Source organism: Motilibacter aurantiacus, assembly GCF_011250645.1.
GTDB classification, from domain to species: Bacteria; Actinomycetota; Actinomycetes; order Motilibacterales; family Motilibacteraceae; genus Motilibacter_A; species Motilibacter_A aurantiacus.
This window is the reverse complement of the sequence record NZ_JAANNO010000002.1, coordinates 65,046-91,209: the sequence shown is the minus strand read 5'-3', so window position 1 is coordinate 91,209 and position 26,164 is coordinate 65,046. Positions and strand designations below refer to the sequence as shown.

21 protein-coding genes and 1 pseudogene are annotated in these 26,164 nt (G+C 74.2%); 8 read left to right on the top strand and 14 right to left on the bottom strand.

The window, feature by feature from the left end:
• Nucleotides 1-125: 125 nt before the first annotated feature.
• From G9H72_RS04435 to G9H72_RS04420, 4 genes are all read right to left on the bottom strand, one after another.
• Nucleotides 126-1,052 carry a carbohydrate ABC transporter permease gene (locus G9H72_RS04435; protein ID WP_231126425.1) on the bottom strand — a complete coding sequence of 309 codons (927 nt, stop codon included), beginning with the start codon at nt 1,050-1,052 and terminating at the stop codon, nt 126-128.
• On the bottom strand, nt 1,052-1,993 hold the full coding sequence (locus G9H72_RS04430) for a carbohydrate ABC transporter permease (protein ID WP_331271977.1): 942 nt from the start codon (nt 1,991-1,993) through the stop codon (nt 1,052-1,054). Before G9H72_RS04430 ends, G9H72_RS04435 begins: the two co-directional genes overlap by 1 nt.
• Nucleotides 1,994-2,087: 94 nt before the next feature.
• On the bottom strand, nt 2,088-3,407 hold the full coding sequence (locus G9H72_RS04425) for an extracellular solute-binding protein (RefSeq protein WP_166168149.1): 1,320 nt from the start codon (nt 3,405-3,407) through the stop codon (nt 2,088-2,090).
• Between the two features lie 75 nt (nt 3,408-3,482).
• On the bottom strand, nt 3,483-4,682 hold the full coding sequence (locus G9H72_RS04420) for an ROK family transcriptional regulator (protein WP_166168125.1): 1,200 nt from the start codon (nt 4,680-4,682) through the stop codon (nt 3,483-3,485).
• Nucleotides 4,683-4,912: 230 nt separating this feature from the next.
• Between G9H72_RS04420 and G9H72_RS04415 the strand changes: the two genes are divergently transcribed.
• From G9H72_RS04415 to G9H72_RS04400, 4 genes are read left to right on the top strand one after another with little or no spacing between them, the layout of a single operon-like run.
• The gene (locus G9H72_RS04415) at nt 4,913-5,692 is read left to right on the top strand and encodes a glucosamine-6-phosphate deaminase (protein WP_166168120.1); all 780 of its coding nucleotides are present in this window, start codon (nt 4,913-4,915) and stop codon (nt 5,690-5,692) included.
• The gene (locus G9H72_RS04410) at nt 5,692-6,627 is read left to right on the top strand and encodes an ROK family protein (protein ID WP_166168114.1); all 936 of its coding nucleotides are present in this window, start codon (nt 5,692-5,694) and stop codon (nt 6,625-6,627) included. Before G9H72_RS04415 ends, G9H72_RS04410 begins: the two co-directional genes overlap by 1 nt.
• A gap of 17 nt (nt 6,628-6,644) precedes the next feature.
• Nucleotides 6,645-7,529, top strand: coding sequence for an SIS domain-containing protein (locus G9H72_RS04405; RefSeq protein WP_166168109.1), 885 nt, complete (start codon nt 6,645-6,647; stop codon nt 7,527-7,529).
• A 3-nt stretch (nt 7,530-7,532) separates the two neighbouring features.
• Nucleotides 7,533-8,645, top strand: coding sequence for an N-acetylglucosamine-6-phosphate deacetylase (locus G9H72_RS04400; protein WP_166168103.1), 1,113 nt, complete (start codon nt 7,533-7,535; stop codon nt 8,643-8,645).
• Between the two features lie 113 nt (nt 8,646-8,758).
• Here G9H72_RS04400 and G9H72_RS04395 read toward each other — a convergent pair whose 3' ends face one another.
• From G9H72_RS04395 to G9H72_RS04380, 4 genes are all read right to left on the bottom strand, one after another.
• Nucleotides 8,759-9,502 (bottom strand): copper homeostasis protein CutC, encoded by a 744-nt coding sequence (locus G9H72_RS04395; protein WP_331271976.1) that lies wholly within the window; start codon nt 9,500-9,502, stop codon nt 8,759-8,761.
• 19 nt (nt 9,503-9,521) lie between these two features.
• Complete coding sequence (locus tag G9H72_RS04390; protein WP_166168100.1) at nt 9,522-10,682, bottom strand: serine hydrolase domain-containing protein; 1,161 nt, start codon at nt 10,680-10,682, stop codon at nt 9,522-9,524.
• Nucleotides 10,675-11,259: a TIGR03086 family metal-binding protein gene (locus G9H72_RS04385; protein ID WP_166168096.1), complete on the bottom strand. Its 585-nt coding sequence runs from the start codon at nt 11,257-11,259 to the stop codon at nt 10,675-10,677. Before G9H72_RS04385 ends, G9H72_RS04390 begins: the two co-directional genes overlap by 8 nt.
• 129 nt (nt 11,260-11,388) lie before the next feature.
• Complete coding sequence (locus G9H72_RS04380) at nt 11,389-15,324, bottom strand: Ig-like domain-containing protein (protein WP_166168093.1); 3,936 nt, start codon at nt 15,322-15,324, stop codon at nt 11,389-11,391.
• A gap of 141 nt (nt 15,325-15,465) precedes the next feature.
• On the opposite strand from G9H72_RS04380, the gene G9H72_RS04375 reads away from it, so the two are divergent.
• Nucleotides 15,466-17,112, top strand: coding sequence for a peptide chain release factor 3 (locus tag G9H72_RS04375; RefSeq protein ID WP_166168090.1), 1,647 nt, complete (start codon nt 15,466-15,468; stop codon nt 17,110-17,112).
• A gap of 141 nt (nt 17,113-17,253) precedes the next feature.
• Here the strand turns inward: G9H72_RS04375 and G9H72_RS21280 are convergent, their stop codons facing one another.
• Nucleotides 17,254-19,098, bottom strand: coding sequence for a metallophosphoesterase family protein (locus G9H72_RS21280; RefSeq protein ID WP_331271974.1), 1,845 nt, complete (start codon nt 19,096-19,098; stop codon nt 17,254-17,256).
• Between the two features lie 297 nt (nt 19,099-19,395).
• On the opposite strand from G9H72_RS21280, the gene G9H72_RS04365 reads away from it, so the two are divergent.
• The 3 genes and pseudogenes from G9H72_RS04365 (at nt 19,396) to G9H72_RS04355 (ending at nt 21,196) form a co-directional block, all read left to right on the top strand.
• On the top strand, nt 19,396-19,827 hold the full coding sequence (locus G9H72_RS04365; RefSeq protein WP_166168084.1) for a hypothetical protein: 432 nt from the start codon (nt 19,396-19,398) through the stop codon (nt 19,825-19,827).
• A gap of 8 nt (nt 19,828-19,835) precedes the next feature.
• Nucleotides 19,836-19,997: pseudogene (locus G9H72_RS23340) on the top strand (SDR family NAD(P)-dependent oxidoreductase); the annotation flags it as partial.
• Between the two features lie 374 nt (nt 19,998-20,371).
• Nucleotides 20,372-21,196, top strand: a complete 825-nt coding sequence (locus G9H72_RS04355) for a hypothetical protein (protein ID WP_231126424.1) — start codon at nt 20,372-20,374, stop codon at nt 21,194-21,196.
• A gap of 213 nt (nt 21,197-21,409) precedes the next feature.
• Here G9H72_RS04355 and G9H72_RS04350 read toward each other — a convergent pair whose 3' ends face one another.
• The 5 genes from G9H72_RS04350 to G9H72_RS04330 are packed head-to-tail and all read right to left on the bottom strand — an operon-like array spanning nt 21,410 to nt 26,039.
• Nucleotides 21,410-22,072 carry a response regulator gene (locus tag G9H72_RS04350; protein WP_166168081.1) on the bottom strand — a complete coding sequence of 221 codons (663 nt, stop codon included), beginning with the start codon at nt 22,070-22,072 and terminating at the stop codon, nt 21,410-21,412.
• A complete protein-coding gene (locus G9H72_RS22220; protein ID WP_166168078.1) occupies nt 22,069-23,286 on the bottom strand; it encodes a sensor histidine kinase in 1,218 nt (405 codons plus the stop codon). The genes G9H72_RS04350 and G9H72_RS22220 overlap by 4 nt, the downstream gene beginning before the upstream one ends.
• A 55-nt stretch (nt 23,287-23,341) precedes the next feature.
• Nucleotides 23,342-24,295, bottom strand: a complete 954-nt coding sequence (locus tag G9H72_RS04340) for a D-alanine--D-alanine ligase family protein (protein ID WP_166168075.1) — start codon at nt 24,293-24,295, stop codon at nt 23,342-23,344.
• Nucleotides 24,292-25,416: an alanine racemase gene (alr, locus tag G9H72_RS04335; protein WP_166168072.1), complete on the bottom strand. Its 1,125-nt coding sequence runs from the start codon at nt 25,414-25,416 to the stop codon at nt 24,292-24,294. The genes G9H72_RS04340 and alr overlap by 4 nt, the downstream gene beginning before the upstream one ends.
• Nucleotides 25,413-26,039, bottom strand: coding sequence for a M15 family metallopeptidase (locus tag G9H72_RS04330; protein WP_166168069.1), 627 nt, complete (start codon nt 26,037-26,039; stop codon nt 25,413-25,415). Before G9H72_RS04330 ends, alr begins: the two co-directional genes overlap by 4 nt.
• Nucleotides 26,040-26,164 lie beyond the last annotated feature (125 nt).

Below are 26,164 nucleotides of genomic sequence, written 5' to 3'. Positions count from 1 at the left end.
CAACGGCATTCTCACGAGAGACCTCCAGGATCGCAGAACGGGCCGTCGCCGCGGGCGCGCCGACGGGGTGCCACGCCGGACCTGGGCCGGGGGCGGAGCGCCCCCGGTCGGAAAGTGTGCCGGACCTACTTGACCGAGCCGGCGGTGAGCCCGCCGGCCAGCCTCTTCTCGATGAGCGCGAACAGGACGACGACGGGGACGATCGCCACGAGCGACACCCCGAAGATGTAGTGCCACTGAGCGGCGTAGAGCCCGAAGAACCGGGGCAGCGCGACGGTCAGCGGCTGCAGGTCGTTGGACGTCATGATGATCGAGGCGGCGGCGTACTCGTTCCACGCGGCCACGAACACGTAGATCAGCGCGGTCACGATGCCCGGCCAGACCAGCGGCAGCGAGACCCGCGTGAGGATCTGCAGCTTGCTCGCCCCGTCGAGCGCGGCGGCCTCGTCGACCTCACGCGGGATCGAGGCGAAGAACGCCTGCATGATCCAGACGGCGAAGGTCAGGTTGAAGGCCGAGTTCACCAGGATCATCGCGATCCAGGTGTCGTTCAGCCCGAGCTGCAGGAACTCGCGGAACAGGCCCACGGCGAGCACGGTCGGCTGGAGCATCTGCACGACGAGGACGAGCGCGAGGAAGACGGTGCGCCCGGGGAACGTGTAGCGGGCGGTGAACCACGCCGCGGGCGTCGCGACGAGCAGGACGACCGCCGTCGCGACGACCGAGATGACGACGGTCGCGGTGAGGCCGTCTCCCGGGTGCACGCTCGACGACCACATGGTCCGGTAGTTGTCGAAGTGCACGGCGTCGCCGATGTAGGGCGGCGGGATGCGGGTGATGTCGGCCTGGCTCTTCAACGAGCCGATGAACATGATCGCGTAGGGCAGGACGAAGACCGTCACGACGACGACCGCGCCCAGCAGCATGAGCCACGGGTTGGGCCGCCGGTGGATGCCCGTCCCGCGGGAGGGCCGGCGGCGGCGGGGGGAGTCGGCGGTGGACAGCCCCGCCTCGGCGACGGTGGGGCGCAGGCCGGGCTCGGCGACGGACATCAGCGGTCCTTCGTGGGCCGCAGCACGGCCAGGTAGACGGCGATCACGGTCATGACGACGAGGAAGTTCACGACCGACAGGGCAGAGGCCACGCCCGGCCCGAGCACTGTCTTGTACTTGAAGATCAACGTCGTCGTGATGTCCGCGTCGTAGCCGGGGGCCTCGACGAGGATCTGCAGGATCGGCAGCGAGTTGAAGACGTTGATAATCATGATGAGCGTCGCGATGCTGATGGCCGGCCGCAGCATCGGCAGGATCACCTTGGTGTAGCGCTGCCAGGCGGACGCGCCGTCCATGTAGGCCGCCTCGATCACGTCGTCCGGCACCCCTTGCAGCCCCGACAGGATTGTGTACGTGGTGAAGGGCAGCGAGACGAAGACCGCCACCACCATGGCCGTGCAGAACGCCGGGACCGCGCTCTTGGTGAAGCCGTAGGGCGCGTCGAGGATCCCGATGTCGACGAGGAAGCGGTTGATGATGCCGTAGTCGGGGTTGAGCCCGTAGAAGAAGATCGACGTCGTCATCACCACCGAGGCCGCCCACGGCACGACCACCGCGAGGCGCACGAGCTTGCGCCCGCGGAACTGCTTGTTGAGGAACTGCGCCAGGAACAGGGAGATGACGATCGAGACCACGGTCACCACCGCGACCCAGATGAAGGTGTTGAGGAAGACGCGGCCGATGTCGACGCCCGGGTAGTCCAGGGCCTGCTTGTAGTTGTCCAGGCCTGCGCTCCCGCGCTCCACGCCGATCCGGTTGAACCTGCGGAACGACGTGTAGACCATGTAGCCGGCGGGATAGAGGACGACCCCGAGGATCAGCAGCAGGGCGGGTGCCAGCCAGGGCAGCGCGGCGACGAGGCTGCTGTGCCCGGGCGCCCGCCGGGCCCGGCCGGGGCGCGCCCCCAGGGTCGACGGTGCCGGGGCGGTGGTGGTGGCCACGGCGGGCCTCCTGTTCTGCGTCGTCCAGTTCCTGCCAGCGGGTCGAGGGCCGGCGCCCGCCCCGCAGGCCGGGGCGGGCGCCGTACGGCCGGTGTCAGCCGCCGGCGTTCGCCTGCTCCTCGATGCCGCTCAGGACCTCCTGAGCGGGCTTGGTGGCGATCTGGCCGGCGTTCTGCTGCAGCGCGTTCTGCAGCGCCGTCCAGTTGGGGTTGCCCTGCGGCAGGAACCGGACGGTGGACAGCACGTCGTAGAACGGCTTGTTGTCCACGTCGGACGCCGACTTCTCGGCGATCGCCGCACTCGTCACGGGCAGCAGGCCGGTGCCCGCGGCCCACGGGCCGTAGACCTCGGGCTGGTACAGGTAGTCGAGGAACGCCTTCGTCGCCGCCTTGCGGTCCTCGTCGCCGTTGTCGAACGCCTCGATGAAGTCCGTCACGCCGAGGTTGGCGGTCGCGGACCCGTCCTTCGTCGGCATCGGCGCGACCTCGAACTTCACGTCCGGGAACTTGCTGCGCGTCTCGGCCAGCAGGCCCGGGTGGCTGACGTACATCCCGAGCTTGCCCTGGTTGAACAGGTCCGCGACCGCCTGCCGGTTGCTGGCGCCCGGGTCGGGCTGCGTCGCCTTCGCGTCGATGAACCGCTTCATCTGCTCGAACGCCGCGACGTTCTGCTCGGACGCGACCGTCAGGTCGCTGCCTGACACCCAGTCACCGCCGTTGCCCCACACCCAGAGGCTGGCCTCGACCTGCGCCTCCTCCTGCCCCAGCGGCATGCCGTAGCCGGAGACCCCGCCCCCCAGCTCGGAGATCTTGGTCGCCGCGTCGAGCAGCTCGTCCCACGTCTTCGGCGGCGACGTGATGCCCGCCTGCTCGAACAGCTCGGTGTTGTAGGCCAGGAGCCGCGCGGACGCGATGTCCGGGGCCGCCCACTGCGTGCCGTCCTCACCGACGCCGTTCTTGAGCAGCGCCGGCTCGATGCTCGCCAGCGTCTCCGGGCTCATGACCTCGTCGATGGGATAGAGGATGTCGCTGTTGGCGTAGTCGGCGAAGTTGTTGTCGTTGAGGATGTCCGGCGCGTCCTGGCCCTGGATGCGCGCCTGCACCTTGTCGGTGAAGCCGTCCCAGGCCTCGATCTGCAGCTCGACCGTGACGTTCGGGTACTCCCCGTTGAAGCCGTCGATGACCTTCTGCCAGTCGGCCTGCGAGGTCTCGGTGTAGCTCGGCGCCAGGATCTTGATCGTCGTCGACAGGTCCGCCCCGGCGCTCGCGGCGGGCGCCGCGGCGCCGTCCGCCCCGCTGTCGTCGCCGTCGTCGCCGCCGCACGCGGCCAGCAGCAGGGCGCCGGCCAGGGACAGCGCGGCCCAGCGCGCCGGCCCGGAGCGGCCTCTGCGGCGCAAGGGCGAGGAGTCGGTCATGGGGTCCTCCAGGGTCGAAGAGCTGTCACGGGATGCCTGGCTCTGCTGTCGCGGGCCGGAAGCCCGATGTCGGGTTCAGGAAGTGGTGGCGTCCTCCGCCGCGAGGGCGAGCGCGCCCAGCACGACGGCGCGGTCGCCGAGGGAGTTCTGCAGCACCTGGACCGGGTGGCCCGAGCGCGGGGTCGTGTGTCGGGCGACCGCGGTGCGGACGGCCTCGCAGAGCACGGGGCCGCCGGCCGCGAGCGAGCCGCTGACCACGACGGCCTGCGGCGCCAGCAGCGTGCAGGCGTCGGCGACGACCTTGCCGATGAGCGCGCCGGCGTCGCTCACCGCGCGCACCGCCGCCCGGTCCCCGCTGCTCACGAGCCGCTCGAGGTCCTCGCGGGTGCCGGCCCGTTCGCCGTGGACGGGACGGAGCTCGCCGAGCACGTGGTCGAGCGAGGCGACGGTCTCCAGGCAGCCGCGGTTGCCGCAGACGCAGAAGCCGCCGCCCTCGACCACCTGGACGTGCCCGATCTCGCCGGCCCCGCCGCGGAAGCCGCGGTGCAGCCGGCCGTCGAGCAGGAGCCCGAGCCCGACGCCCGAGGACGCGTCGAGGCCGAGGACGTCGCCCATCCCGCGGGCGGCGCCGTGCTGCGCCTCGCCCACGGTGAGCAGGTCGGCGTCGTTCTCCACCGAGACCGGCAGCTCGCGGCCGAGCGCCTCGCCGATGACCTTCGAGACCGTGACCCCGCTCCACCACGGCGCGCGCGTCGACACGGCGGAGGCCGTGAGCGGGTCGACCACACCGGGCACGCCGACGACGACGCGGGCCAGCCGCTCGACCGGGACCCCCGCGGCCGCGACCGCTTCGGCGACCACCTCCGCGACCAGCCCTCCGAGGGGCCCGAGGTCCTCCTCGTCGGCCTCGGGCAGACGCGGGAAGAGCCGTTCGGCCTCCGCGAGCACGCGGTGGTCGAGGTCGCCCACCGCGCCGCGCACCCCGTCGTAGGACAGGTCGAGCCCCATCACGACGCCGCGGTCGGGGGCGAGCCGGACCAGCCGCCCCGGGCGGCCGGTACGCCCGGCGCCCGTCCCCGCGGCGCCGTCGCCCACCTCGACGACCCCGGCCCCGGCCAGTTCCGCGACCAGGCTGGAGACCGTCGTGGAGGACAGCCGCGTGGCGCGGGCGAGTGCGGCCCGGCTGGCCGGCCCCTCGCGCAGGACCGAGAGGAGCAGGGCGCGGTTCGCCGACCGCAGTGCCTGCTGCCCTCGGGTCGCGGAGTCGGTCGGCATGGCCGGAACAATTGCGCTAGTCCGGAGTGCTCGTCAATGCCCGGACGATTACGACCTCGTAAAGCCCTTGGAGAGGGCCGTTCCGCAAGAAGTTGGAGAAAGTCACGGGCCGGGCCTGCTCGCGCTGCTGAGTTCCTCCACTGCTTGACACGGGTCGAGAGAGGGGCCGATTCTTCGGGCGACCCGCCGAGCGCGCCGGACGCGCTCGACCCCCCGCTGGAGGAGGCACCGTGGAGGTCGTCCCCGTGGCCGGCCCGGCCGAGGCCGGCGCGGTCGTGGCCGACATCGTGGCCGCCGCGGTGTCGTCAGGGGCGCGCGTCCTCGGGCTCGCCACCGGCTCCTCGCCGCTGCCCGCCTACCGGGAGCTCGGGCGGCGGTGCCGGGCCGGCGAGGTGAGCCTCGCCGGCCTCGACGCGTTCCTCCTCGACGAGTACGTCGGGCTGGCTCGCGACTCCCCGCAGAGCTACGCGCGCTTCATCCGCGACGAGCTCGTGGACCTGGTCGACCTCGACCCGGCGCGCGTGCACGGCCCCGACGGCGGCGCGCCCGACCCGCTGGAGGAGGCAAGGCGCTACGACGCGGCCCTGCGCGAGAACGGGCCGGTCGACGTGCAGATCCTCGGCATCGGCGCGAACGGCCACATCGGCTTCAACGAGCCGGGCTCGTCGCTCGCGTCCCGCACCCGGCTGAAGACCCTCGCCGAGCGCACGCGCGCGGACAACGCCCGCTTCTTCGACCGCATCGAGGACGTCCCCCGGCACGTGATCACCCAGGGGCTGGGCACGATCCGCGACGCGCGGCACCTGGTGCTCGTGGCGACCGGAGCGGCGAAGGCCGCTGCGGTCGTCGCCGCCGTCGAGGGGCCGGTGACCGCGAGCTGCCCGGCGTCGGTGCTCCAGCTGCACCCGCACGTCACCGTGGTCATCGACCAGGAGGCCGCCGCCGGGCTGCGCGACCTCGACCACTACCGCTTCGTGCTGGCGCACAAGCCCGCCGGCCAGGGGTTTTGATGGCGGCTGCGCTCGTGGCCGTCGACGTGGGCGGCACCACGATCAAGGCCGCGCAGGTGACGCCGGACGGCGGGTTCCTGAGTCGGCGTACGGTGTCGACCCCTCACGACGGCAGCCCGGTCGCCGACGCGGTCGCCGCCGTCGTGTCCGAGCTGCGGACTCCTGCCATGGCCGGTGTCGGGGTGGGCGTGCCGGGAGTCGTCGACAGCGGGGCGGGAGTGGTGCGGTTCGCGGCGAACCTCGGGCTGCGCGACGTACCCCTCGGGCCGCAGCTCGCGGACCTGCTCCGGGTCCCGGTGGCCATCGAGCACGACGTCCGCGCCGCGTGTGCCGCCGAGCTGCGCCTGGGCGCCGGCCGGCGGGTCGAGGACGTGCTCTGCGTCGTTCTCGGGACGGGCGTCGCGGCGCGCTCGATCGTGCGGGGCCGGCTGCTCGACGGCTCCAGCGGGACCGCGGGCGAGCTCGGGCACGTGTGCATCGACCCGGTCGGCGAGCCCTGCGCGTGCGGCGCGCGCGGCTGCGTGGAGGTGTACGCGTCGGCGGCGGGCGTGCTGCGCCGCTACCGCGCCGCCGGGGGAGACCCCGCCCTGGACACCCCGGGGATCGTGGCGGCCCTCGGCGCCGACGCACTCGCCGACCGGGTGTGGGCCGAGGCCGTGGCCGCCCTGGCGGCCGGGATCGCTGCCGCGGTCCTGATGACGGACCCGGCTCTGGTGTCGCTCGCCGGCGGGCTCAGCGGGGCCGGCTCGGCCCTGCTCGGCCCGCTCGCCGTCGCGCTGCAGGAGCGGCTGCCCTGGCGGCCCGCGCCGCCGGTCGAGCTGTCCGTGCTCGGCGCCGACGCCGGGCTGCTGGGCTCCGCACTGGCCGCCGCCGATGCGGCAGGCTGGCGGGAGCGCACCCGTCGCTGGCTGCCGCCCGGCCCGCAGCAGCCCTGACCCGACCGGAGGAGCCCGTGGCCACGTTCGTCGAGACCGAGATCGCCGCCCAGCCGGAGTGCTGGCGGCGCGCGGCGGGGCTCGCCCCCGCGTACGCCGAGGCCCTGCCGCAGCCCGGGGAGCGCGTCGCGGTCGTCGGGTGCGGCACGAGCTGGTTCATGGCGATGAGCTACGCCGCGCTGCGCGAGCAGGCCGGGCAGGGCTGGACGGACGCGTTCGCGGGGTCGGAGTTCCCGACCGGCCGGGAGTACGACCGGCTCGTCGCCATCACGCGCTCGGGCACGACGAGCGAGATCGTCAGCCTGCTCCAGCAAACCGCGATTCCTGCGACCGTGATCACTGCTTGCCCCGGCGAGCCCGCGGCCGCGCAGGCGGGAGGCGTCGTGGACCTGTCCTTCGCCGACGAGGAGTCCGTGGTCCAGACCCGGTTCGCCACGACGACGCTGGCGCTGCTGCGCGCGTCCCTCGGCGAGTCGATCGACGCCGCGGCGGCCGACGCGGAGGCGGCGTTGACGGTCGAGGTGTCGGGATGGGTCCCGGCGACGCAGGTGTCGTTCCTGGGGCGCGGCTGGACCGTCGGGCTCGCGCACGAGGCCGCGCTCAAGGCGCGCGAGGCGTCGCAGTCGTGGTGCGAGGCGTACCCCGCGATGGACTACCGGCACGGCCCGATCGCGGTCGCCGAGGCCGGGCGGCTGGTGTGGATGTTCGGTGAGCCGCCCGCCGGGCTGACCGACGACGTCGAGCGGACCGGCGCGGAGCTCGTGACGAGCGAGCTGGACCCGCTGGCCCACCTCGTCGTCGCCCAGCGGCTCGCCGTCGCGAAGGCGCAGGCGCTCGGACTCGACCCGGACCGGCCGCGCTCGCTCACCCGTGCGGTCGTGCTCTCCCCGGGGCAGGTCTGACCCGTGCTGCTCACCGCCGACCGGGTCGTCACCGCCGGGCAGGACCTGCGGCCCGCCTGGCTGCGCGTCACCGACGGGCGCGTCGCCGCGCTCGGCCAGGGCAGCATCCCGGTGGCGGCCGACGAGCACCTCGACGGCGTCGTCGTCCCCGGCTTCGTCGACGTGCACTGCCACGGGGCGCTGGGCTCGGACTTCGCAAGCGCGGACGCGCACGGCGTGCGGGCCGCGGCGGAGTTCCACGCACGCGCCGGCTCCACGTCGGTGGTCGCCTCGGTCGCGACGGCGCCGCTGGAGGTCATGGAGCGGCAGGTGGGGCGGCTCGGCACGCTCGTGCGCTCGCGGGTGGTCGCGGGAGTCCACCTGGAGGGCCGCTTCCTCTCACCGCTGCGCAGGGGCGCGCACGACGAGCGGCTGCTCGCGCCGCCGTCCCCCGACGACCTGGAGCGGCTGCTCGCCGCCGGCCCCGTGGCGATGGTGACGCTCGCGCCGGAGCTGCCCGGAGGGCTCGAGGCCGTACGCCGCCTCGCCGACTTGGGTGTCGTCGCCGCGCTGGGGCACAGTGATGCGGACGCCGGTTCCGCTTCTGCCGCCGTCGACGCCGGGGCGCGCGCGGTCACCCACCTGTTCAACGGGATGGGGCCGTTCTCGCACCGGGCTCCCGCGCTGCCCGGTGTCGCGCTCACGGACGAGCGGCTCACGCTCGAGCTGGTCGTCGACGGCGAGCACCTGGACCCGCTCGCCGTGACCCTCGCGCTCCGGGCCGCGGGGGACCGGGTGGTCCTCGTGAGCGACGCGATGTCGGCGACCGGGCAGGCGGACGGCCGGTACGACCTGGCCGGCCAGGCGGTCGACGTCGTGGACGGGGTGCCACGGGTCGTCGCCGACGGGTCGCTGGCCGGAAGCACCACCCCCGTTGCGGGTGGGCTGCGCCGGCTGGTGGTCGAGTCGGGCGTACCGCTGCAGGAGGCGCTCGCGGCCGTCACGTCGCGGCCCGCCGAGCTGCTCGGGCTGGAGGGCGTCGGGGACCTGCGCCCCGGCTCGTACGCCGACCTCGTCGTGCTCGACCCGGACGCGGTGACGGTCCGGCGGGTGATGCGCGGCGGGGAGTGGCTCTGACGCGCCACCCGCTGTGGGTCGATGTCCCACTCCTCCGCTAGGTCCGTGCCGATGGCGCATCGTGGCGCAGGCCGATGGTGTGAGTGCGGCATTGCGCCGATCCGGGCGGCGCGTCAGTGCCCGTCGAGCGCGCGGAGCATCTCGCGGATCGGGCCGGCGGCGGTGGCGAGCCGAGGCCCGGCGTCGTAGGAGACGCCGGTCGCGCTGCCGGCCGCGGGCCCGACCGGAAGGGCGGCCCGGAAGTGCACTTCCTGCACTCCGGTGCGGGCGACCAGGTCGGCGACGTTGTGCGGGCGTACGCCGCCACCGGCGAGCACGCCGATCCGGCCCGCCGCCTGCTGCACGAGGGCGGCGAGCGCCGCGACTCCCTCCGCACACGACGTCGCGCCGCCCGACGTGAGCACCCGGGTGACGCCGAGGGCGACGAGCCGCTCCAGCGCGGCCGGCAGGTCGGCCAGCGTGTCGAAGGCCTTGTGCATCGTCACGGGCGCGCCGCCGCACGCCGTGACGAGACGGGCCATCGTCGGGTCGTCCAGCGCGCCGTCGGGCGTGAGCGCACCGAGCACGAAGCCGACGGTCACCCCGGCCGGCACAGGCAGCGCGCGTACGGCCGCGATGTCCGCGAGCATCGTGTCGACCTCGGCGGGGGAGTAGGCGAAGCCGCCACCACGCGGCCGGATCATCACCTGCACGCCGATGCGGGTGACCCGCGACAGGGTGACCGCGACCGTGCCGATGCTCGGCGTCGTCCCGCCCTCGACGAGCCCGGCGCACAGCTCCACGCGGTCCGCGCCCAGCGACTCGGCGAGCAGCACGCCGTCGACGTCGTCGAGGCAGACCTCCGTCAGTACGCCCACTGCTGCAGGCTACGGCTGGTCACCCGACCGCCGAGTACGCCGCCTCCTGCAGCGCGGCGTGCACCGCGTAGTCGCCCGGCCCCCGGAACAGCCGCTGGGTCAGCACGATCACCGTGAGGTCGCGGGCCCGGTCGACGAGCCACGACGTGCCCAGCCCGCCCTCCCACCCGAACGCCCCCCGGGCCGGGCCCGCGAGCACGACCGACCCGCCCAGCCCCCACGTACGCCCGTCCAGGAAGACGCCGGCGCTTGCGCGTTGCGCCGGGGTGAGCTGGTCGCGGGTCAACCCCTCCACCGAGGAAGCGCGGAGCACGGGCTCGCCGCCGCGCAGCAGCATCCGGGCGAACGCCAGCAGGTCGTCGGCCGTGGACACCAGGCCGCCGGCCCCGTCCTCGAACGCCGGCGGCCGCGCCCAGTCGCCGTCCGGCGCGTCCCACACGACGGGGCCCGCCCCGGTGTCCTCGTACGCGGTCACCAGCCGGTCCGCCGCCCAGAACGCGGTGTCCCGCATGCCCAGCGGCCCCAGCACCCGCGAGCGCAGCACCTGCGAGAAGGGTGCCCCGGCCGCGCGGGACACGAGCACGCCCGATACTTGCGACCCGGTGTTGTAGAGCCAGCGCTCACCGGGCTGCGCCATCAGCGGCAGCGACCCCAGCGCCGCCACCCACTCGTCGGGCCCGGGCAGCTCGTGCGGCCGGGGCGGGCCGACCAGGCCGAGCCGCAGCCGGTCGGCCGCCGCGACGACCGGCCACGGCTCGGGCCCGTCGAACATCTCCATCGTGAGGCCGAAGCCCGCCGTGAACGTCAGCAGGTCGCGCACGGTCGCGGGGCGGTGGGCCGGCACCGTGTCCTCCAGCGGCCCGTCCGGCCGCCGGAGCACCCGCCGGCCCGCGAGCTCCGGCAGCCACCGCTCGACCGGCGCGTCCAGCTCCAGCAGGCCCTCCTCGACGAGCGCGAGCGCCACGGCGGCCGTCACCGGCTTGCTCGTGGAGGAGGCCCGGAACACCGAGTCCCGCTGCACGGGTGCCCCGCCGTACGCCACCGAGCCCGGCGTGGCCACGTGCACCTGCTTCCCGCGGGCGACGAGCGCGACGAGGCCGGGGACCGTCCCGTCGTCGACGCAGCGGGCGGCGGCCTCGGTGAAGCGGCGGAGGCCGGACGAGCCGAGCCGGTCAGGCATGCGCGACCGCGGGGCGCCACTGCGGGTCGCGCCCGGTGAGCCCCAGCACGCGGTCGCCCAGCGGCGCGCCGTCCGGCACCGGCACCGGTGGCCCGAACAGGCCGGGTGTCCCGTCCGGCTCGACGGCGCCCTGCAGGAAGGCGTGGAGGGCGACGGTCAGCCCCTCGTCCCAGTGGTACGGCCGCCCGGTCGCGGCCGCCAGGTCCCACCCGTGCACCATCAGCTCGTCCAGCGCGAAGACGCCCGCCGCCTCGCCGGGCAGGTCGATCCCGCCGACGCGCGTCGGCCCGGCCCACGCGGCCGGGGCGAGCCAGGCCTCCGCCACCATGGCCAGCAGCCCGGGGAGCTCGTCCCGCCAGCCGGGCCGGAGCTCGGCCGCGTCCGCGACGGGCGCCGCGCTGCCGCCGACGGGGTCCTTGCGCGCCGCCGCCGTGAAGCCGAGGCAGACGCCCTCCAGGTGGTGCAGGAGCGCCCCGACCGACAGGTCCGGGCAGGGCGTCGGCGCGGCCAGCTGGTCGTCGCGCACGCCGGCGACCACCCCGGCGACCGTCCGGGCGGTGGGCGTGAGGTCGAGCATGTCCGGTCTCCTCGTCAGCGGCGTCGTCGACGCAGGGGAAGACGCCGGCGGGCGCCCCGACTCATCGGCGGGCGGGACGACCGACGGCCGCCCCGCGCGAAGCGGGACGGCCGTCGGCGGGGCAGCGCCTCAGTAGCCGAGGCGGATGTCCGTGCGCCGGTTGAGCTGGCGCCCGCGCGCGGTCGCGTTGGTCGCGATCGGCGAGGTCTCGCCCTGGGTGACCGTCACGGCGTCCGCGTCGAGCCCCTCGAGCAGGAAGGTGCAGACCGAGACGGCACGCCGCTTGCCCAGGCCGACGTTGTAGGCCGTCGTGTCCCGCGAGTCGGTCGAGCCGATGCAGGTGACGGTGCGCACCCCGGTCAGCTTGGTCCGCAGGCCGTCGAGGTACCTGCGGTCGGCCGGCCGGATGACCGAGCTGTCGGTGTCGAAGTAGACGGGGCGGACGAGCAGCACGTCCTTCGCGACGACCTTGGTGCGGGTGTGCACGACCAGGGTCGGGCCGCCGCCGCGGCGGGCGATGCGCGAGACCACCGACATCTCCCGGCCGCCCGGCTGCGCGGCCAGGGCACGCCCGAGCGCGGTCAGCTTGACCGGGACGTTGAGGTAGCGGACCGACCTGACCGCCGCGACCTTCACGGCACCGCGGCCGGTGACCGTGGGCTCCCCGTTCACGTGGGCGAAGAGCGTCACCGCGCACCGGTCGATGCGGGCGTTCGACACCGAGCAGCTCACCGGAACGGTGCTGCCGGACTCCGCGATTGTGCGTCGCTTCGGCGCCGACGTCCCGGCGCTGACCGGCGGGAGCACCACGGGGGCGGCCGGGGCCGGGACGACGTTCGGCACGTACGTCGCCGACGCCACCTGGTTGTACGCGTCGGTCACCCGGAACCGCACGCCCTTGGCCACACCGGTGAAGCCGGGGGCCGGGACGAACGTGATGGTGCCCGTCGTGGTGTCGAGCGCGTACGTCCCCTCGCCCGGCACGGTGACGACAATGGCCGGGTTGCCGGCCGCGTCGAGCAGCATCGCGGAGCCGCCGCGCGGGATCGAGACCCCGCCGGTCTGCTGCGCGGAGCCGGTGCCGGACGAGGACAGCGACGTCGGAGCGGCCACGGCCGGCGGCGTCGTGACGACCGTGACGTTCGCCGCCACCGCGCGCCCGGCGCCGTCGAGCGCGGTGTAGGTGAAGGCGTCGTCGCCGGCGTGCCCGAACGCCGGGGTGTAGACGACGTTGCCGCCCGAGCCGACCACGGTCGTGCCGTGCCTGGGGCCCTTGGTCACGGTGACCGAGGAGCGGTCGAAGGTGCCGACGTCGTTGGCGAGGACGTCGATCGTGACCGGGGTCTCCGCCGGCGTCACCGCGCTGTCGTCGGCCGCGCGCGGCGTCACCGAGACGCTCACGGTGCCGACGGCGATCCCACCACGGCCGTTGTCGACCGTGTAGGTGTAGGAGTCGTTGCCGCTCCAGCCAGTCGCGGCGGTGTACGTCACGCGGCCGCCGGTGCCGAGAACCGCGCTGCCGTGGCCGGGCTGCGTGATGCCGGTGACCGTCAGCGGGTAGCCGGCCGGGTCGGTGTCGTTGGCGAGGACGTCGGTCGTGACGGGTGCGTCGACCGGGGTCGTCGCGGTGTCCGGGCCGACCGTGGGCGCGCCCGCGGCGACGACGGTGACGGTCAGCGTCGTGTCCGCGGTGCCGCCCCGGCCGTCGGCGACGGTGACCGTCGCGACGTACACGCCGGGCGTCGTCACGGTGCCGGAGAACGCGCCCCCGGAGCCGAGGGTCACGCCCGCCGGCAGCACGCCGCCCGTGCGCGTGTAGGTCAGCGGGTCGTTGTCGGCGTCGGTGGCCGCCAGCCCGGCGGGGGTGTCGCCGAGGACGACGGTCTGGGCGGTGTTCGAGCCCGCGCCGGTGTAGGCGGGAGCGATGTTCAGCACGTGCCACTGGGCGTACAGCGTCGCGTGCGCGCCCGCGTTGTAGGTCGAGCCGGCGGCGTACGCCGTGCCCGAGCCGTCCGCGGCGGTGTTCCAGCCGGTGAAGGCCCGGCCGGCGTACGTGACGCCCGAGCCGCTCGCGACCGTGACCGACCCGCCGGCCGTGAAGCTGGCGGAGACCGGGGCGCCGGCGCCGCCGTTGGCGTCGTAGCTGACGGTGTAGACCGGCGCCCAGCGGGCGTACAGCGTGACGTTCGCGTTGGTGCTGTACGTCGCCCCCGCCGCGTAGCTCGTGCCGCTGCCGTCGGCGGCCGTGTTCCAGCCCTGGAACGAGTAGCCGGCGCGGGAGAGCGCGGCGCCCCCGGCCACGGTGGTCGAGCCGCCGGCGGAGAACGTCGACGTGGTCGGGGTCGTGCCGGTGCCGCCGTTGGCGTCGTAGGTGACGGCGTAGGTGGCGAGGACGACGTCGAACACACGCTCGACCGGGGTCGCGAAGGCGTACGTGCCGTTGCCCGGCTGGGTGGCGCGCACCTTGCACGGACCGGTGGCCGCGACGCGGATCGAGAGGCCGGACACGGTGCAGACCGACGGGGTGTACGACGCGAGCGTCACCGGCAGGCCGGAGTCGGCGGTCGCGCCCGAGGCGAAGGTCTGCGGCGCGCCGGTCGCCAGCTGCTGGGTGCCCGGAGCCGGGAACGTGATCGACTGGCCGGCCAGGGTGGAGACCGGGAAGGTCAGCTCCACGGGCGGGGCGAAGCCGTACGTCCCGTCACCGTCCTGCGTCGCCTCGACCGTGCACGCGCCGGCCACGAGCGCGTCGATCGTGGTCGGGTCGAGCGTGTCCACGGCGCAGATGGCGGGCGACTTGCTGGTCAGCGTGACCGGCAGGCCGGAGGAGGCGGTGGCGTCGGAGGCGACGGTGCTGCCGGGCGCGGCCACGACCGGGCTCGGGAAGGTGATCGTCTGGCTCGTCGTCGACGGGCTCAGCGTCACCGTGTTGGACCCCGTGCTGAGCGCGAGGCCGTCGGAGACGCGGAAGTCCATGCTGTCGAGCGGGCCGGCCGTCAGGCGCAGCTTGCCCAGCTCGATGTCGTCCGTCGTCACGAACTGGCCGGCGGTGACCGGCGCCCACGAGGAGCCCGTCTGCAGCTCCAGCGCGCCCTGGGTCGGCGTGCTCACGAACCTGACGCCGGCCATCGGGTTGTCGTCGGGGTCGGAGTACGTGCCGAAGGTCGACAGCGGCAGCGGCGTGGGGACGCCGGGGACGACGTTGACCGTGCGGCTCGTCGTGGTGGGGGGCTGGTTGTAGGGGTTGTCGTACGTCACGACCTGGGTCGAGTAGGCGCCCCAGTTCGGGGTCCCGAACTGCACCCCGAAGAAGTTGTTGCCCGCCGTCACGTTGCCGAAGACGATGTCGATCCGGCTCAGCGCGTCGTACGTGACGCTCGCCTGGTCGCGCGGGTCGTTGGGCCGGTTGGCCGGGTCGGTCGCCTTGAACCGCGCGCGGTTGCTGCCGGGCGGCTGGGAGACCTCGAGCCAGGGCTGGTTCGCCGTGTTGCGGGCGTTGACGACGGTGTAGCGCTGGAAGCCGCTGAAGTCGGTGAACTGGTACTCGGTGCTGCCCGACGTGTCGATGTCGATCGAGGTCATCGTCACGTTCTTGAGGACGACCGGCGTGCCCGACCCCGGGCCCGTGTACGTCCCGGCCTCGTAGAACGCGAACGAGAAGCCGGTCGTGCCGCCACCGGTGCCGGTGTGGGCGTCGATCTGGAAGTTGCCGGCCACCCCGCTCGCGCTGCCCGGGGCGTCGTACACGTCCACGGTGGCGTTGGTGATGTCGCTGGTGACGACCGCGTCGACCTTGACGCCGGAGACGTCGGCCACGTTCTTGTAGAGGACGATGTCGCCGTCGTCCTCGCCGGAGCCGGTGCCGGCAATGTCGACGTACTTGCCGGTGGTGTGGTCGAAGACCAGGGTCTGCCCGGACATGTTCAGGCTGGTGTACGCCGTGGCGCGCCCGGGCCCGACGAGCCCGGCGGCGGTCAGGCCGCCGGCTGTGACGGCGGCTGCGACGGCGGCCGCCACCCAGGCACGCCGGTCACGGAACCGGTGCTTGGCAGAGTAACGAGGCACTTGCACTCCAGGGTGCGGCGCGCAGGGGCGCGCTGAAGGGTCGACGTTCCCTCCATCGGCGGTACGGACGGCGATATGAGAGGTGTGCGCCGGCCCGCCGGTAGCCTGGACGTGGTGCCGGACACGAAGAGGAATCACGCGATGAGCAGCACAGCCGAGGCAGCGGGCCCGCTCACGGACGAGGGCACCGGCTCGGCCCTGCCCGCGGGGGACGCGGCCGGTGAGGCGGCGCGGCGGCGTACGTTCGCCGTGATCTCGCACCCGGACGCCGGCAAGTCCACGCTCACCGAGGCGCTGGCGCTGCACGCCCGGGTGATCCAGGAGGCGGGCGCCGTGCACGGCAAGGCCGGCCGGCGCGGCACCGTCTCCGACTGGATGGAGATGGAGCGCAACCGCGGCATCTCGATCACGTCGTCGGTGCTGCAGTTCGGCTACCGCGACGCGGTGATCAACCTGCTCGACACCCCGGGCCACGCGGACTTCTCCGAGGACACCTACCGCGTCCTCGCCGCCGTCGACGGCGCGGTCATGCTGCTCGACGCCGCCAAGGGGCTCGAGCCGCAGACGCTCAAGCTCTTCGAGGTGTGCCGCGCGGGCAAGGTCCCGATCATCACCGTGATCAACAAGTGGGACCGCCCCGGCAAGGAGCCGCTCGAGCTGCTCGACGAGATCGAGTCGACCATCGGGCTCAAGCCGACGCCGGTGAACTGGCCGGTCGGCATCGCCGGCGACTTCCGCGGGCTGCTCGACCGGCGCACCGGCGAGTACGTCCGCTTCACCCGCACGTCCGGCGGCGCCACCGTCGCCCCCCAGGAGGTCATGGACGCCGACGCGGCCGCCGCCCGCGAGGGCGACGCCTGGGTGACGGCCGTCGAGGAGTCCGAGCTGCTGGAGGCCAGCGGCGCCGACCACGACCAGGAGGCGTACCTCGCCGAGGAGACGTCCCCGCTGCTGTTCGCCTCGGCCGTGCAGAACTTCGGCGTCAAGCAGCTGCTCGACACGCTCGTCGAGCTGGCGCCCGCACCGGCGCCGCGCCCCGACGTCCGCGGCGGCCGGCGCGCGCTCGACGCGCCGTTCAGCGCGTTCGTGTTCAAGGTGCAGGCGGGCATGGACACCGCGCACCGGGACCGGGTGGCGTACGCGCGGGTGTGCTCCGGCGTCTTCGAGCGCGGCATGGTCGTCACGCACGCCGCCAGCGGCAAGCCGTTCCACACCAAGTACGCCCAGGCGCTCTTCGGGCGCGAGCGCTCGACGCTCGAGACGGCGTACCCCGGGGACGTGATCGGCCTGGTGAACGCCAACGCGCTGCGCCCCGGCGACTCGCTCTACGTCGACAAGGCCGTCGAGTTCCCCGCCATCCCGAGCTTCGCGCCCGAGCACTTCTCGGTCATGCGGGCCAAGGACGTCGGCCGCTACAAGCAGTTCCGCCGCGGTGTCGAGCAGTTGGACCAGGAAGGCGTCGTCCAGGTGCTCCGCTCGGACCTGCGCGGTGACCAGGCGCCCGTGCTGGCGGCGGTCGGGCCCATGCAGTTCGAGGTGTCGGCGTACCGCATGGAGCACGAGTTCAACGCGCCCGTGCACATGGAGCCGCTGGAGTACTCGATCGCGCGCGTCACCGACATCGAGGCCGCCGACACGCTGTCGCGGCTGCCCGGGACCGAGGTGATGGTGCGCAGCGACGGCACCGCGCTGGCGTTGTTCCTGAACAAGTGGCGCATGATGACGGTCGCGCGCGAGCACCCGGGCCTGCGGCTGGACCCGCTGGTGGGCATGGCGGCGGGGGTCTGAGGGCTGGCTCCCGCCCTGCTCGGTGGCAGCTGAAGTGGCCCCGGTGCTGCGGAGCCGAGGCTGGACCGGGCGGCCACGACCCTGTGGCAAGGCATGCTCGCTACAGCAAGCGTGACCTTCCACAGGGTCGCAGCCCGCACCTCAGCCCAGCGGCATCTCGTCGAACAGCACCGTCGGCGCAGCCGCGTCACGCGTGTCGTACCGGTACGACCGCACGACCATGTCCGCGGTGTCGAGCACCGAGAAGCACGTGATGTCGTTGCTCGAGACGTACGGCATCGGCCGGCCCTGCGCGTCCGTCAGCGGCGCCACCGTCGGGACGACCGGCTCCAGGCCGCCCGGGTCGCCGAGCAGGACGTTCTCGCCGTCGTCGGGGAGCGCGCGCTTCGTGCCGTTGAAGTCGTCGTACGCGCCGTAGGAGTTGCCGACGTTCGACGTCTCGAGCCAGTTGACGCCCGAGGCGTTGACGAAGCGGTTCCACAGGTGGGAGTGGCCGTTGTGCACGAGGTTCACGCCGTACCTGCTGAACAGCGGCTCGAGGTCGCGCAGGATGTGGTCGTCCTCGAGGGGGTACTCGTACTTCACCGAAGTGACGTTCCCCGAAGCGTCGCGGGTGACGGTCGGGACCGGGTCGGTGAACGCCGGGGCGGAGTTGTCGCCGAGGCCGTGCCCGGGGTGGTGGTACATGACCACGCGGACCTTGGCCTTGCGGGCCTCCTTCGACGAGAGCTGCTTCTCCAGCCACTCGTACTGCTCCGAGCCCTTCGACACCGGCTCGAAGATGTGCTGGCCGTAGCCCCACTTCGTCGGGTCGGCGAGGGTCGAGGACGCCTCCTGGAACTTGCCCTTCACGTTCGGCGCTGTCGAGCCCGAGCGCCAGATCTGCGTCACGAAGAGGCTGACGAGGAAGACGTCGCCGATCGTGGTCGACCAGTACTGCGGCCCACCCTGCTTCGACGCCGGGAAGGGGAACATCTCCTCGTACGTCGTGGCGTTCCAGGAGTTCGCGGTGACCCACGCCTCGCGGTCGCCGGAGCCCTCGGTGGCGAAGCGGCGCTCCGCGACCGAGCGCGGGTGCGGGTCGTTGAACTGCGCGTCCAGCGTCGCCTCGACCGTGCGGCCCATGACCTCGTGGTTGCCGATGGCCGGGTAGAGCGGGGTGTTCTGGATCAGCGGGGCGCCGGTGTACTGCTTGCCGCCCAGGGTGAACCTGGCCCGGCCGGTGAGGCCGGCGAAGAAGGCGAGGCCCGTGGTCGAGTCGAACCACTCGCTCGCCCGGTCCGGCACGTTGACCAGGTCGCCGGCGACGAGGACGCCGTCGAGCTCGACGCCGACGGTCTCGGCGACCTTGGTGAGGTTCGCCGGGGTCATGTTCTTGAGCTGGTGGTCGCTGGTGAGGAGCAGCTTGACCGCGTCGCCGCGGCGCGCCTTCGCCTCCGCCGTGTACGCCGCGCTGACCGTCGCGCGGCCGTCCGAGTGCAGCGACACGACGCGGTACGGCGTGCGGACGCCGCGCTCGAGCCCGATGACCCGGCCGCAGTGGCGGAAGACCGGGCGCGGCGTCAGCCTGGTGTACGCCTGGGGGGCGCGTGAGGCCGCGTCCTCCGCGGTCTGGCTCAGCCGGTGCGTGTCGGCGCTCTTGCGCCGCCAGCCGTCACCGCTGGCGGCCTTGCCCGTCACGGCGGCGACGGCCTCGGCGGCGGTCATGTCGGCGACCGCGTCACCGAAGAGCACGAAGTGCTCGTCGCCCTCGGTCGCGGTGTGCCAGACGATGTTGACATCGCTCCAGCTCGGGTCCAGCTGGTACGGCTCGCACAGCAGGGCGGGGCCGTCGGTCGAGTAGGCGCGGCGGGCGGCGGAGGCCTCGGAGGCGCCCGAGACGGTCAGGGCGGCGCCGGCGACGAGGCCGGCCGAGCCGGCGAGGACGGTACGGCGGGAGACCAGGGAGGGGTCACCGGAGGCGGGGAGCGGGGAGTTCGCAGTCACGCGCCGACCCGATCGAGGCCCGGTGAACCTGAGGTTCTGCCCAGCTGGCGCGCAGAAGAACGTCCGCTGCAGCTTCTCCGAGATCGTTCGGCGCTGCAACGGGTCGCGGGGCCGCAAGGACGGCGCCACCGAACAATCGCGGCATTCCTCCGCGTACAAGCCGGACGAACGGGAAGGAACGCCACACACCGGGAGCTGCCGCGGCTGCGACGCCGCGTTGCGCCCCGCTGACCGGTCGAGACCAGGCCGCGCGTACCGCCGCATACGAGCACGACCGAGCCCGCTCCGGGAGACCCCATGACGCAGGACACCGGCTCCACCCCCTCCGGCCAGGACCGCGAGGGCGCCCGCGCCGCCATGCAGGACCTGCCCGGCGAGACCGCGCTGGGCAACGTCGACCCGGCGACGGCCACGAGCCCGGACCAGATCGGCCGGCGCGCGGAGGACGTGGCCGCCGAGGCCGGCTTCACCGCGAGCGAGCCCGGCGGGGGCGACTCCGCGGCCTCCTCGAGCCGGGCCGAGTCCGATGCGGGCAGCACTGCGGCGCCCACCGGTATCGCCGATCTGGACCGCAGCACCTCCGACACGCCGCTCGGCGACATGTCCACCGGCGGGGAGGCCGCGCGCGAGGCGATCGGCGTCGACCCCTCGGACAACCGGTTCGGGCAGGTGCCGGACAACAGCACCGGTGAGGCCACGCGCGCCGAGGTGCTGGGCGACCAGGCCTGAGGCGGGGGATGCGCCACAGGCTCAAGCCCCTGGCCGACCAGGTCGTCGTCATCACCGGCGCCTCGAGCGGCATCGGGCTGGTGACGGTGCGGCAGGCCGCTGCGCGCGGGGCCGCCGTCGTGCTCGCCGCCCGCAACGAGGAGGCCCTGCGCGGCCTGGCGCAGGTGATCCGGGCGCAGGGCGGGCGGGCGACGTACGTCGTGGCGGACGTCGGCCGGCAGGAGGACGTCCTAGGAGATCGCCCGCACCGCCGTCCAGGAGCTCGGCGGCTTCGACACCTGGAAGAACAACGGCGGTGTGTCGATCTTCGGCCGCATCGAGGACGTGTCGACCGAGGACATGCACCGGGTCTACGACACCGTGCTGTGGGGTGTGGCGTACGGCTCCCTGGAGGCCGTCGCGTACTTCAGGCAGCGCACGGACAGCAGGCACGGGGCGCTCATCACCGTGGGCAGCGTCGCGACATGTACCTCGGGTTCCAGGCCACGGCCGCCCAGCCGGCCGGGGCGCTCGCGCCGCGGACGATGGACCGGGCCATCGAGCTGTGGCTCTACCGCTCCCAGCACGCGGACCGGCCGGGCCGGCCGCGGGAGAAAAGCGCCTGCACCACGCGGGCTACGGGCTGCAGGAGCGGGGCACCCACCGCGGCTGGTTCCGCGAGCGCAGCGTCTACGTGAAGCTGCAGAAGCATCACCCGGTACGCGACCTCGCGCTCTTCGGGCTGGCGACCGCCGCCCTGCAGACCCGCCACGACGGAAAGGCCTCGGACATGGGCAAGGGCCCCACCAGCTCCTCGGACAACCACGCGCTCGCGCAGGCGGTGCACGACCTCGGTGCCGCGCTCTGGCTCGGCGGCGCGGTGATGGGCGCCGCCGGCGTGAACAAGGCGGGCAAGGACCTGCCCCAGGGCATCGACCGAATCCGCGTGGCCGACTCGGCGTGGAGCCGTTTCGGCCCGGTCGAGTGGGTCGGGATCGCAGCCGTGCTGGGCGCCGGGCTCCGCCTCACCCAGGTCGGGAAGGGGCGGATGGCCCTGCAGCAGGGATTCGCCACCGCCGGGATGCTCAAGGCCGGGGTCGGCGTGCTCGGGGCGGCGGCGACGGCGTACAGCACCTACACCGGCAAGAAGGTGGCCAAGCTCGCCGAGGCGGCGCACGCTCGCGGCGAGCAGGTCGAGGTCAAGGACGCGACGATCCCGACCGAGGGGACGCCGCCGGAGATCGCGCGCTGGCAGAAGCGCGAGCGGCTCGCGCAGTACGCCGTGCCGGTCCTCGCCGGCGGCAACATCGCCCTCGGGTCGTACCTCGTCCAGTCCTACCGGACGGGCGCCACCGCGAAGGGCGTCAAGCACCGCCTGCTCGGGAGCTGAGGCATCAGCAGGGCGTGGTGCACCGGGGCGGTGGCTCACGACAGACGTGGACCGTCATGACGACCGGGCTCGTCATCACGCTCGCCCTTCGGGCGGTCGCTGCCGTCATGGTCGCCGGGACGCTGGTCGGCGTGCGCGCCTGCTCACTGCTCGCGCACCTGGGCATCGCCGCCGTGGAGGGCGGCGAGAGCGCGCCCACGCGAGCGCTGACGCTCAGCGCAGCCCGTGCTCGTGGGCGAAGACGACGATCTGCACCCGGTCGCGCAGGTCGAGCTTGCGCAGGATGCTGCCCACGTGCGTCTTCACCGTCGACTCGCTGAGGAAGGTCTCGGCGGCGACCTCGGCGTTGCTCAGGCCGCGCGCCACCGCGTCGAGGATCTCGCGCTCCTTGTCGGTCAGGGAGCCGTAGGCCGAGGGCAGCGGCTGCGAGTGCCGGAACCCTCCTTCGAGCAGCGTGTGCAGGTCGTCCGGCGCGAGGACGGCGCTCCCCGAGTGCACGGTCCGGATCGCGGCCCGCAGGAAGTCCGGCGTCGCGTCCTTGAGCAGGAAGCCGCTCGCGCCGTAGCGGATCGCCGTCGCGGCCCGGTCGTCCAGGTTGAACGTCGTCAGGACGATGACCCGGACCGGCCGGGAGCGGCGGGCGGCGGCCTCCGGCGCGAAGATCAGCCGCGTCGCCTCCACGCCGTCCATCTCCGGCATGCGGATGTCCATGAGCACGACGTCCGGCTGGGTGGTGGCGACCAGGTGGACGGCGTCCCGGCCGTTGGACGCCTGCCCGACGACCTGCATGTCGGGCTGCGCGTCGAGGTTCACCGCCACCCCCGACCGGAAGAGCTCCTGGTCGTCGACCAGCAGCACGCGGATCGGCTCGCTCATCGTCCCCCCTTGGGCCGCACCGGCACGTCGGCCGTCACCGTGAACTGCACCGTGCCTTCCGGCACGTCCTCCCGGCGGGTACGCAGCCGGCCGCCCACGGCCTCGAGCCGCCGTGCCATGCCGGGCAGCCCGAGCCCTTCCCCGGAGGTGTACTCCATTTCCTGAACGGCGTTGCGCACTTCGAGGCGCAGCTCGTCGGCGCCCCACGTCCGGTCCACGAAGATCGGCAGGTCGCGCCGCCCGTGCCGGATGGCGTTCGTGAGCATCTCCTGCAGCACGCGGTACGCCACCACGTCCAGCTCCGGAGGCATCGGCTGCGGCAGGCCCTCGACCCGCAGCCGCAGGTCGTGGCCGGCGCCGCGCACGCCCTCGATCAGCTCGTCCAGCCCACCCGGTGGACGCGGGGGAGCGGCGTCCGGTGACGTGGACGCCAGCACCTGGCGCACGTCCCCCAGCGAGGAGCGTGCCGTCGCGGCGATCTGCTCCATCGCGGAGCGGATCTTCGCGATGTCGGCGTCCTCGTAGAACTGCGCCGAGTCCGCCTGCGCCAGGATGACGGTCAACGAGTGGCCGACCACGTCGTGCACGTCGCGGGCCAGCCGGGCCTGGGCCGCCTCCAGCCCCGCGATCTCCTGGTGCCGCTCGGCCTCCGCCTCGGCGGCGCGCCGCTGGGCCACGGAGCGCCGGTACGCGTCGCGGACCCGGAGCAGCAGCCCCACCAGCCAGGGGCCGGCCAGCGCGGCGAGCACCAGCACGAGCCCGTTCGCCACGACAGGAGCCGAAAGGTCCCCGCCGAAGCGGTACAGTCCGAGCCGGCGCGGCAGGTCGGTGCCGGTGGTCGCGATGTACGCCAGGGCGAGGACCGCCCCAATCGGGATCGAGACGCCGCTGGCCCACACCGTGACCGGGCGCCCGTAGCGGGCCGTCCCGTACGCCACGAGCAGGGTGGCCAGTTGCACGAACGCGACGTCACGGCCGAGCAGCACCTGCAGCACGGCGGCCGCCCACACCAGCGCCAGGGCGAGCGCGGGCTTGACCCGGTACGTCCCCGCCGCCACCCCCATCGCGACCGCGGCGAGGGGGCTGGGGTTGTTCGCGGAGATGCCGCGGCCGGTCTCCCACAGCCCGAACGCCGCGACGGCCAGGCCGATCGCGCCGCCGAGGAGCAGGCGCCGCCCCGCCTCGTCGGGCGGCCAGGAGAGCGAGTGGGCCATGGACTGTGCGCGTGCCGATCCGGTGCGGAGAAGAGGACGCGCCCATGCAATCACGTCACCCAACGCGGGCCAGCGCCCCCGTGACCAGCTCGTCCAGCAGCCGGGGGTACGCCAGGCCGGCCGCCGCGAACATCTTCGGCACCTGCGACTGCTCGGTGAGCCCGGGCATGGTGTTGACCTCGTTGAGCACGGGGCCGCTCCTCGTGAGGAAGAAGTCGACCCGGGCCACGCCCGAGCAGCCGAGCGCGTCGAACATCGCGAGCGCGGCCTCCTCGAGCTCCTTGCCCTCGACGTCCGAGACCACGGCCGGCAGCCGGAAGTCGGCAGACCCGTCGTACTTGGCCTCGGTGTCGAACAGCCGCCCGGACGGCACGACGACCTCCAGCGGCGGGCCGGCCACGCGCGTCCCGTCGGCGCGCTCGAGGACCGCCACGTCCACCTCGCGCCCGACGACCAGCTCCTCCACGAGCACCCGGGTGTCCAGCTCCAGCGCGGCGCGGGCCGCCGGCACGAGCTGCGCGGCCGAGCGGACGAGCGTCACCCCGTGGCTGGAGCCGGCCGCCACCGGCTTCACGACCGCGGGCAGCCGGACGGGGACGAGCTCGTCGACGGAGGCCACGACCATCCCCGGCGCGACGCGGATGCCCAGCGCCGCCGCCACCAGCTTGGTGGCCCACTTGTCCATGGCCAGCGCGCCGCCGCGGACGCCGGCGCCGACGTAGGGGACGCCGGCCAGCTCGCAGAGCGCCGCGAGCGTGCCGTCCTCGCCGTGCGGGCCGTGCACCGCCGGGAAGGCCACGTCACAGGCCGCGAGCACCGCGACGGCGTCGGCGAAGGCGAGCGGGGAGCCGTCGGAGGACCACGAGCCGTCCCGCCCGATCGTCAGGGGCACGACGTCGTAGCGCCGCGGGTCCAGCGCCCGCCGCACCGAGGCGGCGGTGGCGAGGCCGACCTCGTGCTCGCAGTTGCGCCCGCCGCCGATCACGGCGACGCGCCGCCGGGCGCTCACGCGCTCACCGCCAGCTGCGGAGCCGTCAGCGTCCGGCGTGCCACGCGCGGGCCGATCCCGGTCACGATCTCGTGCTCGAGCGTCCCCGCCCAGCGGGCCCAGTCAGCGGTGGTGGGCTCGCCGGAGGCGCCCGGGCCGAACACCGTCGCGGTCTCCCCGAGGGCCACCGGGTCCTCCCCGGCCTCGACGACCACGCAGTCCATGGACACGGCGCCCACGACCCGGCGCCGGCGCCCGCGCAGCTGCACCCACGCCGATCCGGAGGCCGCGCGCGGGATGCCGTCGGCGTACCCCACCGGGAGCAGGGCCAGCCAAGCCCGCCGCGACGTGGCGTACGTGCGGCCGTAGCCCACGTGCGTGCCGGCGGGCACCTCGCGCACCGCGACGACCGGCGCCGTGAGGGTCAGGGCAGGGTGCAGCCGGGTCGTCCCGGAAGGGTCGATGCCGGCGAGCCCCGCGCCCACGCGGCAGAGCTCGAAGTGGGTGTCGGGCGCGGTCAACGTGGCCGCGGTCGCGGCAAGGTGACGCGTGCCCGGGCGCAGGCCGGCGGCCCGCGCCGCCGCCACGGCTTCGAGGAAGCGCTCGCGGCCGTGCCGGTTGAGCGGGTCGCACGGCTGGTCCGCCCACCCGAGGTGGCCCATGACGCCGACGACGCGTACGTCCCCGGCGAGCTCGGCGCTGCGGGCCGCGGCGCACAGCGCGTCCCACTCCAGCGGGGAGGCGCCGTCCCGGGCCATCCCGATGTCGACGTGCAGGTGCAGCCGGGCGGGCCGCCCGGTGCGGCGGGCCGCAGCGGCGATCGCCTGCAGGTGGGCCGGCGAGGGCACGGCGAGCTCCACCCCCGCCCGCACCGCCTCGTCGAAGGGCGCGTCGACCGGGTTGAGCCAGCTGAGCACGGGCGCCTCCACCCCGTCCCGGCGCAGCGCCAGCGCCTCCTCGACCGAGGTCACCCCGAGCGCCGTCGCACCGCTGGCCAGCGCCGTGCGGGCCACGCCCGCGTCCCCGTGCCCGAAGCCGTCGGCCTTGACGACGGCCATCAGGGCGCCGCGCGCCGCGGAGGCCAGCAGGCGGGTGTTGGCCGCGACGGCCGAGAGATCGACCGTGAGGGTGGGGCGGCTCATCGCTCGACCGGGCCGTAGATCGCGCGGTCCGCCCCGCTGACGAAGGCCCAGTAGCGGTCGCCGAAGCTCCAGTGCCACCACTCGGTCGGATAGTTCACCAGCCCGACGTCGCCGAGGGCCCGCGCGAGCAGAATGCGGTTGCGGCGCGCCTCCGGGTCGACGTCGGCGTCGAACGCGCAGCGGCCTCCGCTCTCCTCCGGGGTGGCGTCCAGCTCGGTCCCCATCCACAGCTCCCGGCCGAACGCGTCGGCGAGCGTGACGTCGACCGCGGCCCCCGCCACGTGGGGCGCGACCTCGAGCGGCGCGACGTAGCGGGTCGCGAGCCGCCGCAGCTCCTTCGACCCGAGCCAGGGGAACGTGGTGCGCAGCTCGCGGGTGTAGCCGGTCAGCACCGCGGCCTGGGCGCGGGCGGTGCGCAGCCCCTCGACGACGAGCAGGCGCACCCCCGGGGGGAGCGCCGCGTCGGCGGCCAACAGCCGGTCGGCGAGCGTGGAGCGCACGTGGCGCCGGTCGCTGCCCGGCTCGGCGCAGGCGATGCCGCAGGTGGCGAGGTCGACGAGCGGGTCGCCGTTGTCCTCGACCGGGATCGCGACCACGTCGGGGTCGGCGATGAGCGTTGTCATGGCCGCGACGTTAGGGATCGCCGACCTTGCGCCGCCTCGGTCGCAGGTGCCGGGCTGCGGTACCTGAGGCGGAGTGGAGGTACCGCTGGTGCTGCTGTGGCAGGAGGGGCGCCCGCGGGTGATTC